The organism is Sphingobium sp., from assembly GCF_033795625.1.
In the GTDB taxonomy this organism is placed as follows: domain Bacteria; phylum Pseudomonadota; class Alphaproteobacteria; order Sphingomonadales; family Sphingomonadaceae; genus Sphingobium.
Genome location: NZ_JARYGI010000008.1, coordinates 74,225 through 90,125, shown reverse-complemented (window position 1 = coordinate 90,125; position 15,901 = coordinate 74,225). Strand labels below are relative to the sequence as shown.

Annotated in this window: 16 protein-coding genes; 7 read left to right on the top strand and 9 right to left on the bottom strand. The window is 63.0% G+C overall.

Translation table 11 applies throughout. The features are described 5' to 3' along the window. Positions 1 to 60 precede the first annotated feature (60 nt). Positions 61 to 1,065 carry a UDP-glucose 4-epimerase GalE gene (galE, locus tag QHC67_RS06110; RefSeq protein ID WP_319292416.1) on the top strand — a complete coding sequence of 335 codons (1,005 nt, stop codon included), beginning with the start codon at positions 61 to 63 and terminating at the stop codon, positions 1,063 to 1,065. 16 nt (positions 1,066 to 1,081) lie between these two features. Here the strand turns inward: galE and QHC67_RS06105 are convergent, their stop codons facing one another. From QHC67_RS06105 to petA, 7 genes are all read right to left on the bottom strand, one after another. Next, positions 1,082 to 2,515: an efflux transporter outer membrane subunit gene (locus QHC67_RS06105; RefSeq protein WP_319292415.1), complete on the bottom strand. Its 1,434-nt coding sequence runs from the start codon at positions 2,513 to 2,515 to the stop codon at positions 1,082 to 1,084. After that, entirely contained in the window at positions 2,512 to 5,700 is a 3,189-nt protein-coding gene (locus QHC67_RS06100; RefSeq protein WP_319292413.1) for a multidrug efflux RND transporter permease subunit, read from the bottom strand. Before QHC67_RS06100 ends, QHC67_RS06105 begins: the two co-directional genes overlap by 4 nt. Continuing rightward, on the bottom strand, positions 5,700 to 6,926 hold the full coding sequence (locus QHC67_RS06095) for an efflux RND transporter periplasmic adaptor subunit (RefSeq protein ID WP_319292411.1): 1,227 nt from the start codon (positions 6,924 to 6,926) through the stop codon (positions 5,700 to 5,702). Before QHC67_RS06095 ends, QHC67_RS06100 begins: the two co-directional genes overlap by 1 nt. Before the next feature lie 104 nt (positions 6,927 to 7,030). Further along, complete coding sequence (locus QHC67_RS06090; RefSeq protein WP_319292408.1) at positions 7,031 to 7,567, bottom strand: adenine phosphoribosyltransferase; 537 nt, start codon at positions 7,565 to 7,567, stop codon at positions 7,031 to 7,033. A gap of 100 nt (positions 7,568 to 7,667) precedes the next feature. Next, the gene (locus QHC67_RS06085) at positions 7,668 to 8,510 is read right to left on the bottom strand and encodes a cytochrome c1 (RefSeq protein WP_319292406.1); all 843 of its coding nucleotides are present in this window, start codon (positions 8,508 to 8,510) and stop codon (positions 7,668 to 7,670) included. A 15-nt stretch (positions 8,511 to 8,525) separates the two neighbouring features. Next, positions 8,526 to 9,842, bottom strand: coding sequence for a cytochrome b/b6 (locus tag QHC67_RS06080; RefSeq protein ID WP_319292404.1), 1,317 nt, complete (start codon positions 9,840 to 9,842; stop codon positions 8,526 to 8,528). A gap of 11 nt (positions 9,843 to 9,853) precedes the next feature. Continuing rightward, a complete protein-coding gene (petA, locus tag QHC67_RS06075) occupies positions 9,854 to 10,420 on the bottom strand; it encodes a ubiquinol-cytochrome c reductase iron-sulfur subunit (protein WP_319292403.1) in 567 nt (188 codons plus the stop codon). 201 nt (positions 10,421 to 10,621) lie between these two features. Between petA and QHC67_RS06070 the strand changes: the two genes are divergently transcribed. Genes QHC67_RS06070 through QHC67_RS06060 form a run of 3 tightly spaced genes read left to right on the top strand, consistent with a single transcriptional unit; the run spans position 10,622 to position 12,526 of the window. Further along, entirely contained in the window at positions 10,622 to 11,080 is a 459-nt protein-coding gene (locus QHC67_RS06070; RefSeq protein ID WP_319292401.1) for a tRNA (cytidine(34)-2'-O)-methyltransferase, read from the top strand. Continuing rightward, on the top strand, positions 11,077 to 11,940 hold the full coding sequence (gene hemF, locus QHC67_RS06065; RefSeq protein ID WP_319292398.1) for an oxygen-dependent coproporphyrinogen oxidase: 864 nt from the start codon (positions 11,077 to 11,079) through the stop codon (positions 11,938 to 11,940). The genes QHC67_RS06070 and hemF overlap by 4 nt, the downstream gene beginning before the upstream one ends. 1 nt (position 11,941) lies before the next feature. Then, entirely contained in the window at positions 11,942 to 12,526 is a 585-nt protein-coding gene (locus QHC67_RS06060) for a GNAT family N-acetyltransferase (RefSeq protein WP_319292397.1), read from the top strand. On the opposite strand, the gene QHC67_RS06055 is transcribed toward QHC67_RS06060, so the two are convergent. Next, entirely contained in the window at positions 12,523 to 13,326 is an 804-nt protein-coding gene (locus QHC67_RS06055) for a hypothetical protein (protein ID WP_319292395.1), read from the bottom strand. The two genes, QHC67_RS06060 and QHC67_RS06055, sit on opposite strands and share 4 nt — an antisense overlap. Positions 13,327 to 13,417: 91 nt before the next feature. Here QHC67_RS06055 and lipB point away from each other — a divergent pair, with 91 nt between their 5' ends. From lipB to QHC67_RS06040, 3 genes are all read left to right on the top strand, one after another. Continuing rightward, positions 13,418 to 14,071, top strand: a complete 654-nt coding sequence (lipB, locus tag QHC67_RS06050; protein WP_319292393.1) for a lipoyl(octanoyl) transferase LipB — start codon at positions 13,418 to 13,420, stop codon at positions 14,069 to 14,071. Between the two features lie 80 nt (positions 14,072 to 14,151). Continuing rightward, positions 14,152 to 14,448, top strand: coding sequence for a hypothetical protein (locus tag QHC67_RS06045; RefSeq protein WP_319292391.1), 297 nt, complete (start codon positions 14,152 to 14,154; stop codon positions 14,446 to 14,448). A 107-nt stretch (positions 14,449 to 14,555) separates the two neighbouring features. Continuing rightward, complete coding sequence (locus tag QHC67_RS06040) at positions 14,556 to 15,248, top strand: hypothetical protein (RefSeq protein WP_319292520.1); 693 nt, start codon at positions 14,556 to 14,558, stop codon at positions 15,246 to 15,248. Between the two features lie 18 nt (positions 15,249 to 15,266). Here the strand turns inward: QHC67_RS06040 and queE are convergent, their stop codons facing one another. Further along, on the bottom strand, positions 15,267 to 15,899 hold the full coding sequence (gene queE, locus QHC67_RS06035) for a 7-carboxy-7-deazaguanine synthase (protein WP_319292390.1): 633 nt from the start codon (positions 15,897 to 15,899) through the stop codon (positions 15,267 to 15,269). Positions 15,900 to 15,901: the final 2 nt, after the last annotated feature.

Sequence of the window (15,901 nt, the reverse complement as noted above, 5' to 3'; positions counted from 1 at the left end):
TGAGACTTGCCATGCCATGTCCTGCTGCCATAGGCGACGGACATGGCATGGAGAGTGTGAATGACGGATAGACCCACGGTTCTGGTTACTGGCGGCGCGGGATATATCGGCAGTCATGCGGTGCTGGCGCTGCGCGATGCGGGTTGGCCGGTCGCGGTCATCGACAATCTCGTGACCGGGTTCCGCTGGGCCGTGCCCGAGGACGTGCATTTCACGCAGGGCGATATAGAGGATCAGCCGCTGGTCGAGGCGCTGCTCCGAGAGCAGAATATCGGGGCGATCATGCATTTTGCCGGTTCGGTGGTGGTGCCGGAATCCGTCTCCAACCCTCTGAAATACTATCACAACAACACGGTGAAAAGCCGCGCCCTGATCGAAAGCGCCGTACGCGCGGGCGTGCCGCACTTCATCTTCTCCTCCACTGCGGCGACCTATGGCACGCCGGAGGAGAGCCCGGTGCGAGAAGATGCGCCGCAGCGGCCGATCAATCCCTATGGCATGTCGAAGCTGATGACCGAAGCGATGCTGGCGGACGTGGCTGCCGCGCATCCGATGAATTATTGCGCGCTACGCTACTTCAACGTCGCAGGAGCCGATCCACGTGCGCGGACGGGCCAATCGACCGAAGGCGCGACCCATCTGATCAAGGTTGCGGTCGAGGCAGCACTCGGCAAGCGCGCCCATGTCGGCGTGTTCGGCACGGACTTCGATACCCCGGACGGAACCGGCGTGCGCGACTATATCCATGTGTCGGACCTTGCCGCGGCCCATGTGCTGGCGCTGGAGGCGTTGCTTGCCGACCCCCAGACCAGCCACCGCCTCAATTGCGGCTATGGTCGCGGCTTCTCCGTTCTGGAGGTGCTCGACGCCGTCGATCGCGTGACGAACCTGAAGATCGATCGCAAGCTGGAAGGCCGCCGTCCAGGCGATCCGGCGGCGCTGATCTCCGACAATCGTGCGATCATGAGCCGCTTTCCGTGGACGCCGCAATATGCCGATCTCGACCAGATCGTCACGCACGCACTCGCCTGGGAACGCAAGCTGACCGAGAGGCAGGGCAGCTAAACGCCGCCCTGCTCCGTTACTGCGTCGGTTCCGCTAAGCGCACTGGCTCTGGAGCCCCTTCCCAGCCGCCACCCAGCGCCTTGAACAAGGCGACTTGCGCACTTGCCCGGTCGCTCTGCGCCGAAGCCAGAGCAGCCCGCGTCGCTGCGCGATCACGTTGCGCGTCGAGCAACTGGAGGAAGCTGTCCGCCCCTGCGGCGAAGCGCCTTTCGGCAATGGAGGCGGCGCTGTTGCTTGCGGCAAGGCCCCGCGTGAGCGCAGCCTCCCGATCCAGCGCGCCTTTCAGCCGGGCAAGCGCCTGCTCGGTCTCTTGCAACGCGGTTAGCACAGCCTGATCGAAGCGCGCGAGCGATCCTTCGGCGATGGCCCTGTTCTCCCGCACCCGAGCGCGCGCGGCGCCCAGGAACGGGAAGTTCCAGCTAATCAACGGGCCCACGGAGAAGCCGAAGGAGCGGCTGGTGCCCAGGTCTCCCGGCCGGATGGCGCTGGATGTCGCGCTGCCCAGCAGGCTGATGGAGGGATAGAGCGCCGCCGTGGCCACCCCGATGCGCGCCGTATCCGCCGCCAGCTGGCGCTCGGCCTGGCGGACGTCGGGACGGCGGGCCAGCAGAGTCTGCCCATCGCCGACAGGAATCGACTGAGCCACAGTAGGCAGCGTCGTGCAGGCGAACAGCGACTGGTCGGCATTGGCGGGCGGCTGCCCGGTCAGCACGGCCAGAGCGTAGACCGCCGCCCGCTGTTCGGCCTCTGCCGTCGCGAGCTGCGCCCGTGCCTGCTCGACCAGCAGGATAGCCTGATCGACGTCCCGCTGCGTATTGCCTCCGCCCGAGAGCAGGCGCTGCGTGAGGTCGAGCGTGCGGCTTTGCAGCGTAACGGTCTCCCGCGCCGCCGCCGCCTGCGCACCGAAGCCGCAGACATCGGCATAAGTGCGCGCCGTTTCCGCCGCGATCGACACGCGGGCTACATCCAGCCCCGCCTGTGCGGCCGCCGCGTCGGCATTGCCCGCTTCTATCGAACGCGACACGCGCCCGAACAGGTCGATCTCGTAAGACGCATCATATCCCAGGCGATAGAATTCCCCCTCGAAAGCCTGGGGCACGGCGCCGACGGGAGCGGTTCGCTGTTTGACGGCCTGTGCGCTCGCTGTGCCGGTCGGCAGGCGATCGGCACGCGCCTGGCTCAGCAGCGCCCGCGCCCGACGCAGGTTGGAGGAAGCGACGCGCACGTCGGTATTGTGCGCCAGCGCCTGCTCGACGAGTCCGTCGAGACGAGGATCGTTGAACAGCCTCCACCACTTTTCCGGCAAGGCTTCAGCAGGCAGAACGGCGCTGCCGCTTGCCTCCCGCAGCGCAGTTTGGGCCGGCGGCAGCGGTGCCGGCGTACGATAGTTGGGCCCTACCGCACAGGCCGTGAGCGCCATCAGGCTCACAAGGGAGAGCGCGCGCTTCATGCCGGTGTCTCCCCAGTCTGCGCCTGTCTCAAATGCGATCTCTGACGCCGCTGGGCTGTCCAGCTAGACACCTTGTCACCAAGCATGCGGCTGATCACGTAGAAGGCCGGCGTGAAGATCAGGCCGAAGATCGTTACGCCGATCATTCCGAAGAACACCGCGATGCCCAGTGCCTGACGCATTTCGAACCCAGGGCCAGTGGAGATGACGAGCGGCAGAACGCCCAGGATGAACGCAATCGAGGTCATCAGAATGGGACGCAGGCGCTGATGCCCTGCCCGCTCAGCCGCAGCCCGCGGGTCCAGCCCTTCATCTTCCCCCTGCCGTGCGAATTCCACGATCAGGATGGCGTTCTTCGCTGCAAGGCCGATCAGCACGACCAATCCGATCTGAGTGAGGATATTATTGTCCCCGCCCATGAGGTTGACGCCAAGGATCGCGGCAAGCAGGCACAGCGGCACGATCAGAATAACGGCGAGCGGAAGCACGACGCTTTCATATTGGGCGGCCAGCAACAGGAAGACGAATACAACCGCCAGGCCGAAGATCAGGATGCCAGTATTCCCTGCCTGCTTCTGCTCGAAGGCTATTTCGGTCCATTCGAACGCAAATCCGGCAGGCAGTACCTTCGCGGCCAGTTCCTCCATGCTGGCCAGTGACTGACCGGAGGAAAAGCCGCGGACGGTGGCGCCCTGCAATTCGGCTGCGGGATAGAGGTTGTACCGGACCACCCGATAAGGGCCGCTGTCGTTCTGAAGCGTCATCACCGCCGCAAGCGGCACCATTGCACCATTGGCCGAACGGGTTTTCAGCCGTCCTACGTCCTCCGCATCATCGCGATAGGGTGCATCGGCCTGCGCGGTCACGCGGAACGTGCGCCCCAGATAGTTGAAGTCGTTGATATAGGACGAACCGAGATAGGTGCCGAGCGTGGCAAAGATATTCTCCACGGGGACGCCCATCTGCTCGGCCCTCGGGCGATCGATGTCTGCATAGAGGCGCGGCGTTCGGGTATTGAACGTCGTGAACACCGACGTGAGGCCCTCGGTCTGGTTTGCGCCGCCCATCATCGCGAACGCCGCACCCTCCAGAGCCTTGTAACCGGCGCCTAAGCGGTCCTCGATCATCATCTTGAAGCCGCCGCCGGTGCCAAGTCCGCGGATGGGCGGTGGCGCGATGAAGAACACGCTGCCTGCGGTGATGCTGGACGACGACGCCATCAACTCCTTCGTGATTTCATCTGCCGTCTTGCGCTCACTCTGCGGTTTCAAGCGTACGAACATGGTGCCCGCGCTGGGTGAAACTGTGAAAGTCGCGCCGTCGAAGCCCGACAAGGAGACAGTCCCCGATACCGCGGGATTTTTCGATGCGATCTTGATGAGTTCTCGCGTCGTTTCATCGGTGCGTTGCAGCGCCGTGCCAGGAGGCATCTGCACCACGCCAATGAGCACGCCTTGATCTTGCGAAGGAATGAAGCCGGCAGGTGTATCTGCAAAGCGCCAGGCGGCCAGCGCCAGCAACAAGGCATAGGCTATGCCGACGATCGCCAGCATCCGCAGCAGCCTGGCGGTGATGCGGCCATATCCGTGACTCAACCGGTCGAACCCGTGATTGAATTTCTCTGCAAAACGGCCGGGCAATCCCCGCCAACCGGCCGCGGCTGCATGATCGCGCTTCGGCTTCAGGATCAACGCGCCAAGGGCTGGCGAAAGCGTCAGCGAGACAATCGCCGAAATCATTGTTGCACCGACGATGGTCAGGGCGAACTGTTTGTAGAAGACCCCGGAGATGCCGGGAATGAACGCGGTCGGGATGAAGACGCCCGACAGCACAAGCGCAATCGCGATCAAGGCGCCGGACACTTCGTCCATCGTCTTGTGCGCTGCGTCCAGAGGCGAAATCCCCTCCTCGTGCATCAATCGCTCGATGTTCTCGACCACTACGATGGCGTCGTCGACGACGATGCCGATGGCAAGCACCAGGCCGAACAACGACAGGTTGTTGAGGGAAAATCCGAAGGCCGCCATTACCGCAAAACTGCCGATGAGCGAAACCGGGATGGCGAGGATCGGGATGATCGCCGCGCGCCAGCTCTGCAGGAACAGGAGGACGACGAGGCTCACCAGAACAAGCGCCTCGATCAGCGTATGCTCAACCGCTTCGATGGATGCAGTGATATACTCCGTCGGATTATAGGGAATCGAATAGACAAGTCCTGGCGGAAAGCTTTTCGCCAGCGAGTTCATTTCGGCACGTATGGCATCTGCCGTTTCAAGGGCGTTCGAGCCGGGCAGCTGCGTTATGCCCATCGCGACTGACGACTTGCCGTCGATGTAACCCTCCGTGCCATAGTCGAGCGCGCCCAGTTCGACGCGCGCGACGTCAGCCAGGCGCGTCAGCCGCCCCTGCTCGTCCCGCTTGATGATGATCTGGCCGAACTGCTCAGGCGAAGAGAGGCGGCCCTGCGTCTGGATATTGAGCTGAAAGGCCGTTCCACCCTGATTGAAGGGCGGCTCGCCGACTGACCCGGCGGCGACTTGCGCATTCTGACCGCGAATAGCGGCAGTGATCTCATCCACGGTGAGGTTTCGAACCGAAGCGCGTTCCGGATCGATCCAGATCCGCATATTGTAATCACGCGAGCCGAAAGCCTGAATACCGCCAACGCCGGGAATACGGGCGAGCCTATCCTTGATCTGCAACGTGGCATAATTCGACATATACTGACTGGACAGCGATCCGTCAGGCGACGTGAGCGCCAGCACCAGCAAGAGGTCCGGAGAGTTCTTGCGGACAGTCACGCCGATCTGGCGCACCTGTTCGGGCAGTCGCGGTTCAGCGGACGAAACCCGGTTTTGCACCAGAACCTGGGCCTGATCGACGTTCGTACCTTGTTTGAAGGTAACTGTCACAGCGACCTGCCCGGAAGCCGTGGAGGAGGAGGACATGTAGATCATGTCTTCCACGCCGTTGATCGACTCCTCCAATGGCGCAGCCACGGTCTCAGCGAGCGTCTCGGCGGAAGCGCCGGGATAGCTCGCATTCACGACGACCGTGGGCGGGGCGATCTCCGGGTACTGACCAACGGGCAGAGCCGGATACGCCACAAGCCCCATGATGATGATGAGGATCGAGACGACCGCCGCGAAGATCGGGCGATCGATGAAGAAGTGGGGAAGACGCATCAGTTTGACGTCCCGGCTGCGGGAGCCTTTCTCGATGCCCCGGAAGGCTGGGCGACGCTTACCTCGGGGGGCGTCGCAGGCCGCGATTGCTGCGCTGCCGAACGCGGGGAGATCTTGCCCGGCCGCGTCTTTACCGCAGTGCCCGGCTGCAGACGCGCCAGCCCGTCGATCACGATTTTCTCGCCGCCCTTAAGGCCCGCGCGGACGACGCGAAGCCCTTCCACGAGCGGCCCCGTCTCCACGGGACGGGGGACTGTCTTGCCGTCCCGCCCCACCAGATATACGAGCTTGCGGGTCTGGTCGGTCTGGATGGCTTCGTCGGGCACAAGGAGGGCGCGATAGGTGCCCGAGCCAAGCAGGCGCGCGCGTCCAAACATGCCAGGCACCAGAAAACCATCCGGATTGGCGATCTCAGCATGCGCACGGATCGTGCCGGAGTTGGTGTCGATCGCATTGTCAACGAAGGTCATTCGTCCGCGCCAGCGATAGCCGCTCTCATCGGCAAGCTGCACTTCCACCGGATTTGCCGCATAGCGCGAGGAGGCCCGCTCACCCTTCTCCGCCTGCCGGATGTATTTGAGATACAGGCTTTCCGCGCCTTCGAAGCTGAACCATATCGGGTTGGTGGTCACGACGGTCGTCAGCAGCGTCTGGTTCGCCGAGACGTTATCGCCCATCGACACGCGCTTGTCCGACACCCGGCCGGAAATCGGCGAGCGAACGGAGGTGAATTCCACGTCAAGCGCCCTTGCCCGCACCGCAGCCTGCGCAGCGGCCAGGTCTGCGTCGGCCGCACGCAGGGTCGCCACTCGCGTTTCGAGCTCCTGCTGGCTCACGGCCTGATATTTGCGCAGCTCCTCCGCCCGTCGCAGTTCCGTGCGGGCGTTGGTCACCGCTGCCTGCGCACGGGCCACTTGCGCCCGCGCCTGCTCCAGCTGTGCACGATAAGGGCGTGGGTCGATCTGGAACAGCAATTGCCCCTTGCCTACTTCCACACCGGGGCGGAAGCCGACCTGCGTGATCTGGCCGGAAACGCGAGGAAGCACCTGCACGTCCTGAATGGCTTCGAATCGACCGACATATTCGTCCCAGTCCATCACGTCGCGCGCCAGCGGCTCGGCGATCGTGACCGTCGGCAAAGGCGGTGCAGGTGGAGGCGGTGTTCCACACGCTGCAAGCAAAGCGGCCAGGGGAACCAGGGGCGAATTAAGGAGGATGAAACGCATCGCCGCTATTTGCTGCAGTGCAAGATTGATTTCAAGTCGCAACTCAATGAGCGGCGCAAATTTAATTTCGATCAAGCCTCTTGAATTTCAAGAAAAGCTCTAGGTCAGTGGCCATCGAACTGCATCAAAGCTCTTGCCGTTATCCCGCGTTGTGCGAGTGCGCGCATACCACCCAGATCGGGAAGGTCGATGGCGAAAAGCGCGAGGGCCACGTGGGCGCCTTGCTGTTGTAGAAGTTGTGCTGCAGCCAGAACTGTGCCGCCCGTCGCGATCAGATCGTCGATCAACAGGACGTGTGCCCCGTAAGGCAACTGCCCTTCATGCAGTTCCAGACGATCGGATCCATATTCCAGCGCATAATCGATCCCGACAGTGCGGCCGGGCAGTTTGCCGGGCTTGCGCGCCATGATGAAGCCCTTGCCCAGCGCCGCAGCCAAGGCCGCGCCGAGGATAAACCCCCGCGCCTCGATTCCCACTACGCAGTCGATGTGAAGCGGGCGCGCTTCTTCGAGCATGGCGTCGATCAGGCAGCGGAAGCCTTCCGCATCGGCCAGCAAGCTACTGATATCGCGAAACGCGATCCCGGCCTTCGGGAAGTCGGGGATCGTCCGCACCAGATCGCGCAGGTCCTCTTTGTTCACGCGGCGGCTCCCCTACGCAAAACAGGACGGCACGACTCGCTGGGAGCCGTGCCGTTCGGTAGTGCGGATGATCCGCCGACATCGCTGCCGGCGATCACGATCAATGCTTCTTGTCGGCCCAGATATTCTGATAGGCCATGTAGGCAAGACCCGTCGCGATCAGCAGGAAGAACACCACGGCGAGACCCGCGCTCCGGCGATTTTCCAGCTTGGGCTCTGCCGTCCAGGTCAGGAACGCAGCCACGTCCTTGGCCATCTGGTCGACGGTCGGCTTGGTGCCATCGGCGTAGCTGACCTGACCTTCGGTGGTCAGCGGCGGCGCCATGGCAAGGTTGAGGTTCGCGAAATAGGGATTGTAGTGCAGCCCCTGCGGCGTCCTGGCGTCCGGGAACGCCTTGAGAAGTTCGGCGGGCTGAGCCTGATAACCCGTGAGCAGCGAGTAAACATAGGTGCTGCCTTCATGGCGAGCCTTCGTCATCAGAGACAAGTCCGGCGGGATCGCATTGTTGTTGGCGGCAGCGGCCGCGACATTGTTGGCGAAGGGCTTCGGGAACCGGTCGGCGGGTACCGGGTCGCGAGTCGCGGCTTCACCTGTGGCGGGATCCACGTCGGGAGTCTTGATCGCCCACTGCTTGGCAATGGCCTTCACTTCGGCTTCGCTGTAGCCAATCTGCTGCAGGTCGCGGAAAGCCACGAACTTCAGGCTGTGACAGGCCGAACAGACTTCCTTGAACACCTGAAAGCCGCGCTGGAGCTGCTGGCGGTCATAATGGCCAAGCGGTCCGTTAAAGGAGAAATCCACTTCCTTGGGGTGCTTGTGGAATTCATGCTCGGCCGTCGCGGCAGGCGGATCGCCGATATAAGCGACCGCGCCCGAAGCGAAGGAATAGAGCAGCATCAGCGTGAAGAACGCACCGATGGCAATGAGGGCTGGGCGAAGCATGGTCTGATATTCCCCTTATTCAGCCGGCTGCGGATCTGCGCCCATGCCGGGCACCGCGCGCTGTTCGCCTTCGATGGCGTGACGGTTGAGCACCGATTCCGTAATCGAATTCGGCAGCGGCAACGGCTTTTCGAAATAAGCCACCGCAGGCAGAATGATGAGGAAGTGGGCGAAGTAATAGGCGGCGGCCAACTGGCTGATCATCACATAAGGCTCTTCCGCCGGAGCACCGCCGCAATAGCCAAGGATGAGAACGCAGGGAAGCAGGCCGAAGAAGAAGAACTTCTTGAAGACCGGGCGGTAATTACCCGAACGAACGGGCGACGTGTCCAGCCAGGGCAGGAAGAATAGGATCAGGATCGACGCGAACATCGCGATCACGCCGAGCAGCTTGGCAGGCACGAAGAAGAAGTCGAAAGTGAAGGCGCGCAGGATCGCGTAGAACGGCCAGAAATACCATTCCGGAACGATGTGCGCAGGCGTCGAGAGCGGGTTCGCTTCGATATAGTTGTCAGGATGGCCCAGGTAATTCGGCGCAAAGAACATCAGCGCAGCGAACAGGACCATGAACACGCCAAGTCCGAACCCGTCCTTGGCCGTGTAATAGGGATGGAAAGGCACGGTGTCCTGCGGGCCCTTCACTTCGACGCCGGTGGGATTGCTGGAACCTGGAATATGTAGCGCCCAGATGTGCAGGATGATGACGCCCGCAATGACGAACGGCAGCAGATAGTGCAGCGAGAAGAAGCGGTTCAGCGACGCATTGCCCGGAGCAAAACCACCCAGCAGCCAGGTCTGGATCGGCTCGCCGACGACGGGAATGGCGCCGAACAGGCCGGTGATGACCTTCGCGCCCCAATAGCTCATCTGGCCCCAGGGCAGAACGTATCCCATGAACGCGGTGGCCATCATCAGCAGGAAGATGACGAGACCGAGCAGCCACACCATTTCGCGCGGAGCCTTGTACGATCCGTAAAAGAGCCCGCGGAAGATGTGGAGATAGACGACGATGAAGAAGAAACTCGCGCCGTTTGCATGCGCATAGCGGATCATCCAGCCGGCATTCACGTCGCGCATGATGTGCTCGACCGACCCGAACGCCACCAGCTCATTGGCCGCAAAGTGCATGCCAAGAATGATGCCCGAAACGATCTGGATCACGAGCGCGACGCCCGCCAGAACACCGAAGTTCCAGAAGTAGTTGAGGTTGCGCGGTACAGGATAGCCCGCACCGATCGCACCGTGGACGAGGCGCGGGAGCGGCAGGCGCTCGTCGATCCACTTCATCAGCGGCGCCTTGGGGGTGTAATGTTCTGCCCAGGGGAAACTCATGGATCTTTACCTCAGCCTACGAGAATGGCGGTGTCGGACGTATAGCTATACTCCGGGACCTGAAGATTGAGCGGGGCGGGGCCTTTGCGGATGCGGCCGGCCGTGTCGTAGCTGGAGCCGTGACAGGGGCAGAAGTAGCCGCCGAACTCACCCTTGTTCTCGCCCTCGCCCGCGCCGAGCGGAACGCAACCCAGATGGGTACACACGCCCATGGTCACGAGCCATTGCTTCTTGCCGTCCACAACGCGGTCTTCCAGCGTCTGGGGATCGCGCAGGCTCCCCGCATCGACCGCATCGGCCTTCGCGATTTCCGCAGGTGTCAGGTGGCGCACGAACAGCGGCTGCGCACGGAACGTCGTCTTGATCGCCTGCCCCGGTTGAATGCCCGAAAGGTCTACCTCAGTAGATGCCAGCGCCAGCACGTCCGCGCTTGGGTTCATCTGGTTGATGAGCGGCAGCACCACGGCGACGGCGCCTACGCCCGCAAAGCTGACAGCGGCGATATTGATGAAGTCGCGGCGACGCACACCCTCACCCGCCTGCGGCGTCTCTGTTTCAATGTGCTCAACCGTTGCCATGCACCATACCCTTGCAAATGTGGCCCCTTGTCCACGCTCTGCTCCGGATCACTTTGGGCAATCAAGATAAACGGGGGGCGCACAAGCGCCGGCCCGCATTCCGGCGTGGTTCGCGGGCCTGATAGCGTCGAACCATCGCATTTGCCAACAGCAATTTGATTGCGGTTGTCACATTGTTCCGCACTGCAGTATCGGGCGCTCATGCGTGTAGCTCTTTACCAACCCGAGATCGCCGGAAACGTCGGCGCAATCCTTCGCCTGTCGGCCTGCTTTGCCGTTCCCGTCGACATCATCATGCCGTGCGGCTTTGCCTTTTCCGACGCCAGGCTGAAACGTGCGGCAATGGATTACGGGCAGGCCGCAGACGTCACGCGGCATGCCAGCTTCGCTGATTTTGCAGGCGTTTGCAGGCAAGCAGGCCGCCGCATCATGCTGATGTCCAGCCATGCCGCAACGCGTCTGCCGCAGGTCAGGTTCGAGGCCAGCGACGTGCTGCTGATGGGATCGGAGAGCGCCGGCGTGCCTGACGAGGTCCGCGACAGCGTGGACGCGCGAATCCGGATTCCGATGGCGCCGGGATTTCGATCCTTGAATATTGCCGTCTCGACGGGCATCGCGCTCAGCGAAGCATTGCGGCAGACGGGGCAATATCCGGAATGATCGATACGAACGCGTTGATGCTGGACGCCGAGCAACGGCAGGCCCGCGACTGGTTCGAGTCCCTGCGAGACCGGATCTGCGCGGAATTCGAGGCCATCGAGAGGGAAGCCGGCAGCGACGCCGCTTTCGAATACACGCCCTGGCAGCGCGAAGCAGAGGGACTTGCGCCGGGCGAAGGCGGCGGCGGCGTGCGCGGCGTGATGAAGGGCAAGGTGTTCGAGAAAGTCGGCGTCAATGTCTCGACCGTGGGCGGGGCGTTCTCGCCCGAGTTCGCCAAGTCGATCCTCGGCGCGGCCGAGGACCCGACATTCTTTGCGACCGGGATCAGCCTGGTCGCCCATATGGCCAATCCGCATGTGCCAGCGGTTCACATGAATACGCGATTCCTGGCAACCACGAAACGCTGGTTCGGCGGTGGCGCGGACCTCAATCCTCCGATTCCCTATGCCGAGGATACGGCGGACTTCCACGCGGCTTTCAAGGCCGCCTGCGACACGCACGATCCGGCGCTCTATCCTGCGCTCAAGACGTGGGCGGACGACTATTTCTATATCCCCCATCGCGGCGTGCATCGGGGCGTCGGGGGCATCTTCTACGATCATCGCGACGGCGATTTCGATCTGAACTTCGCGCTCACGCGGTCGGTCGGCGAGGCGTTTCTGGCAGCCTACCCGCCCATCGTGCGCAGGCGTATGGACACGCCATTCACGCAAGCCGAGGAGACGCAGATGCTGGAATGGCGCGGGCGCTATGCCGAGTTCAACCTCGTGCACGACCGGGGCACATTGTTCGGGTTGAAGACGGGCGGCAACATCGATGCGATCCTGATGAGCCTGCCCCCGCGCGCCAACTGGAGCTGACATGGCGCTGGTTGACGTAGATCCGAGGCAGGTGGCGACGATCGTCACGCATCTGGAGATGCGGACGAAACCGAAGCCCGCGCCCTTGCCTCCGTCTTCCCTGCGGCTGGTGCGGTGGAAGACGCCGACGCTGGAGAAGTACCGCATCCTGTTCCGCCGCGTGGGGGAGCCGTGGCTGTGGTTCTCCCGGCTGGTGCAACCGGATGCGCATGTCAAAGCGGTCATTCACGACCCGGCCGTCGAGATCTACGCCATATGCAATCCGCAGGGCATCGAGATCGGGCTGCTGGAACTGGATTTCCGGTCGCTGCCGGACTGCGAACTCGCGTTTCTCGGGCTGGTGCCGCAATTAACCGGACAAGGAAATGGACGCTGGCTGATGGCGCAGGCCAAAATGCTGGCGTGGCGCAAGGGCGTGGAGCGCTTCTGGGTCCATACCTGCACGCTGGACCACCCTTCGGCACTCGATTTCTATGTCAAGTCGGGGTTCGTGCCGTTCGGGCGGGCAATCGAAACGTTCGATGATCCCCGCGCGTTCGGAATTTTGTCGCGCGAGGCGGCGCCGCACGTGCCGATGCTGGCTTAGCCCGCGCCTTCAAGTTGGCGGTAGATGCGCGCCGTCATCACCATGAAGTACACCTGCACGACAGCGGAGATCGCCGCAGTCGCAAGGCCGCCCGCCAGCAACGCCAGCTCCGCGCCGCCGACCAGCCCGCCGATCACGCCAAATACCGACTGCACCGCCGTCTGAACGATAAGCGTCAGGAAGATCACTACGGCGAGGAAGGCGAGCAACCGCCAGAACTGCCCCCGCGTCAGCGCCCAGCTCTGGCGGATGGCGTCCACAGGACCCACCGGGCGATCGATGGCAAGCGCGTTCATCAACAGCAACCGCACCGCAGCGAACAGCATCGCGATTACGACGCTCATGGTCACGAGGGCGGTGACGGCCGCGGCCCCGCCTACAAGGCTGAACACCGCAGCGAGCACCGCCAACGCCAGCACGGCAAGCCCGCCAGCGGCCGCCACCAGCAAGCCCGCGCCGAGGAGCACGGGAAGACGCTGCAAGCCGAGCTTCATTGCTTCCCCCACGCTGATCCCCGGCCTCAGCGCGAGGGCGTAGACGGTAAGCGCGCCTACGAGGCCGACGATCATCATCAGCGCGAAACCCAGCCAGAAGCCTGCGGGTACGGCAGGCAGCGCCGCCTGCCCCCTGCCCGCTTCCGCCTTCATGATGTTGGCCATCAACTCGGGCGGAACCATCTGCTGAAACAGCACGATCGGCAGCGCCAGGAACAGGAGAGCGACCGGGAACAGCAAGGACCCTTCGCGCTTGACGAACGCAACGGTTTCTTCCCACGCCCTGCTGATAGAAAGTGGCTTCATGATCCTGTTGTATCCCCGCAATGTCGCCGCAACCCTTGATCCGGCAGCGATGGCAAGTCAAGGAAGCGGGATGGCTCCTGATTCAACTCCAATGCAAGCGATCGAATGGCGGCGTAGCGATGCTCCAGTGCCGTATCCCGAAGCGCTGGCCGACATGGAGGCACGCGCCGCCGCCGTTTCGGCAGGTAACGCGGCCGAGCGCGTCTGGTTGCTGGAGCATCCGCCGCTCTACACCGCAGGGACCAGCGCGGACGCGGCGGAACTGCTGGACGACCGCTTTCCCGTCTACGACGCCGGGCGCGGCGGGCGGTATACATATCATGGGCCGGGCCAGCGTGTCGGCTATCTGACGCTGGATCTCGGCAAGCGCGGCAGGGACATCCGCAACTTCGTCCACAATCTGGAAGGCTGGGTGATCGACACGCTGAGCGACTTCGGCGTGGCGGCACGGCGGGCGGAGGGACGCATCGGCATCTGGACGGACGACCTTAATGGCCATGAAGCGAAGATCGGCGCGATCGGCGTGCGCGTGCGGCGGTGGGTGACGCTGCATGGCTTCTCGGTCAATGTCTCCCCCGACCTGTCGCACTTTGGCGGTATCGTGCCGTGCGGCATCGCCGAGTTTCCCGTGACCAGCCTGGCCGCCCTGAACCGGGACGTGACGCTGGAGGCGTTCGACGCGGCGTTGCAGGCACGGTCCGACGCGTTCCTGGCGCGGCTCGGGCGATGCGCGCGGTCAAGCTAAGCTGTCCGTAAAGCCGCAAACTTGACGAAGCTTACCGGCCCGTTAAGGTCGCGCGCTACTGTTGCTTCCGGGAGCCAAGGATGCCGTCATTGCCGTTTGCCTATCGCGTCATCTTGTTTGCCGCCCTTGCCCTGCCGCTCGCATCCTGCGGAAAGGGCGACAGCCAGAACAGCAGCGCCGTCGCCATGAACAATCTGGAAGTCGTCGATGGCACCGCGAGCGATGCGATGACTGACCTCGATGGCGTCAAGTCGGAAGGCACACCACTCGCCGCGAACGCGACGGACGCGCCCGGCAATAACGCGTCGCGGGCCTCGGCCAAGAACGCGGACCCGGCCGAAAATGCCGCCGATACCGAAGTCATTGCGGACCAATAAGGCTATTTCGCTTAATTTATCACTTTCACGCAAATGGGACTGACACGCCCCGAGCGTTGGGTTAGTGAGCAGTATAAGTTGCCTGGATTCAAGGATTAGTGAGAGTGATGCGTCAGCCCGTCCGCCCTGCCCTGCTGGCCGCAGCCCTGTGCGCGGCGTTCGCCGCACAGCCTGCTCCGGCACAGTTTTTCTGGTCGCCGCCCGATCTTTCGACGCCGCCGGTGACAGGCGCGGAACCCAGCCTGGGCCTGAACCTGCCGGGCGCGACACCCGAAGAGTTGAACGCCGGTCTGGTGTGGAACCTGCGTGCCGCGCTGAACGTGGCGGCGCTGCAATGCGATTTCGAGCCGACGCTTTTGACGGTCTCCAACTACAACGCCACGATCGCGCATCATAGCAAGGAACTGCAGCAGTCGTTCGACACGCTGGGCAAATATTTCCAGCGCACCGTCGGGAAAGGCAAGCCGGGGCAGCAGGCGCTCGATCAATATGGCACGCGGATCTATTCGGGCTATTCGACCGTGCAGGCGCAGCGGAATTTCTGCCAGACGGCAGGCTCGATTGGTCGCGATGCGATCTTCACCGAACGCGGCAAGCTTTTCGAAGTCGCGCGCAAGCGGATGGGCGAACTCAAGAAGTCGCTCGTGCTGACGGGCGAGCGCTATTTCGGATCGCCGGGATATGACTACACGGCCGCCATCCCGCCGCTGAACGCCGAATGCTGGAAGAAGGGCAAGCTGCTCACAAGCTGCAAGGCGCAGTGGGATGCGCAGGCGGCGAAGAAACCGGCGGGCGGCTAGAGCGTCTTTCGGTTTCCGCTACCGCAGGCCGAGCGCCTTGTGCGTCTGAAGCGATAGCCGCCATTTCGGGCGCTCCATGACGAAGGCGATTGCGGCCTCTATGTTTTGCGCCGCCTGCGGGTCGTCCAAGGGCTGGATCAGCCAATGGTCGAAGCGCCAGCTTTCCATCGCCTGATAATCGCTGCCTGCCTGTGGCCACACCAGCTTCAGTTCATTGCCGCAGGTCTGTACGACTTCGCTACCGGCCTTGGGACTGATGCACACCCAATCGATGCCGGGGTGAACCGGCAAGGTGCCGTTGCTCTCGATCGCAATTTCGAACCCTGCATCGTGCAGCCCATCGACCAAGGCATCATCCACCTGAAGCATCGGTTCTCCGCCCGTCAGCACGATATAGCGCCCCGCCGCGCCCGCGGCCCAAAAGTTGACGGCCGCCTGCACCAAATCGTCGGCGTCCGCGAATTTGCCACCGCCCGCACCGTCCGTGCCGACGAAATCGGTGTCGCAAAAGCGGCAGACGGCGGTCGCCCGATCGACTTCGCGCCCGGACCAGAGATTGCATCCGGCAAAACGCAGGAACACCGCACGGCGGCCCGCCTGCATCCCTTCGCCCTGCAGCGTCAGGAACATCTCCTTGACGGCGTAGCTCATCG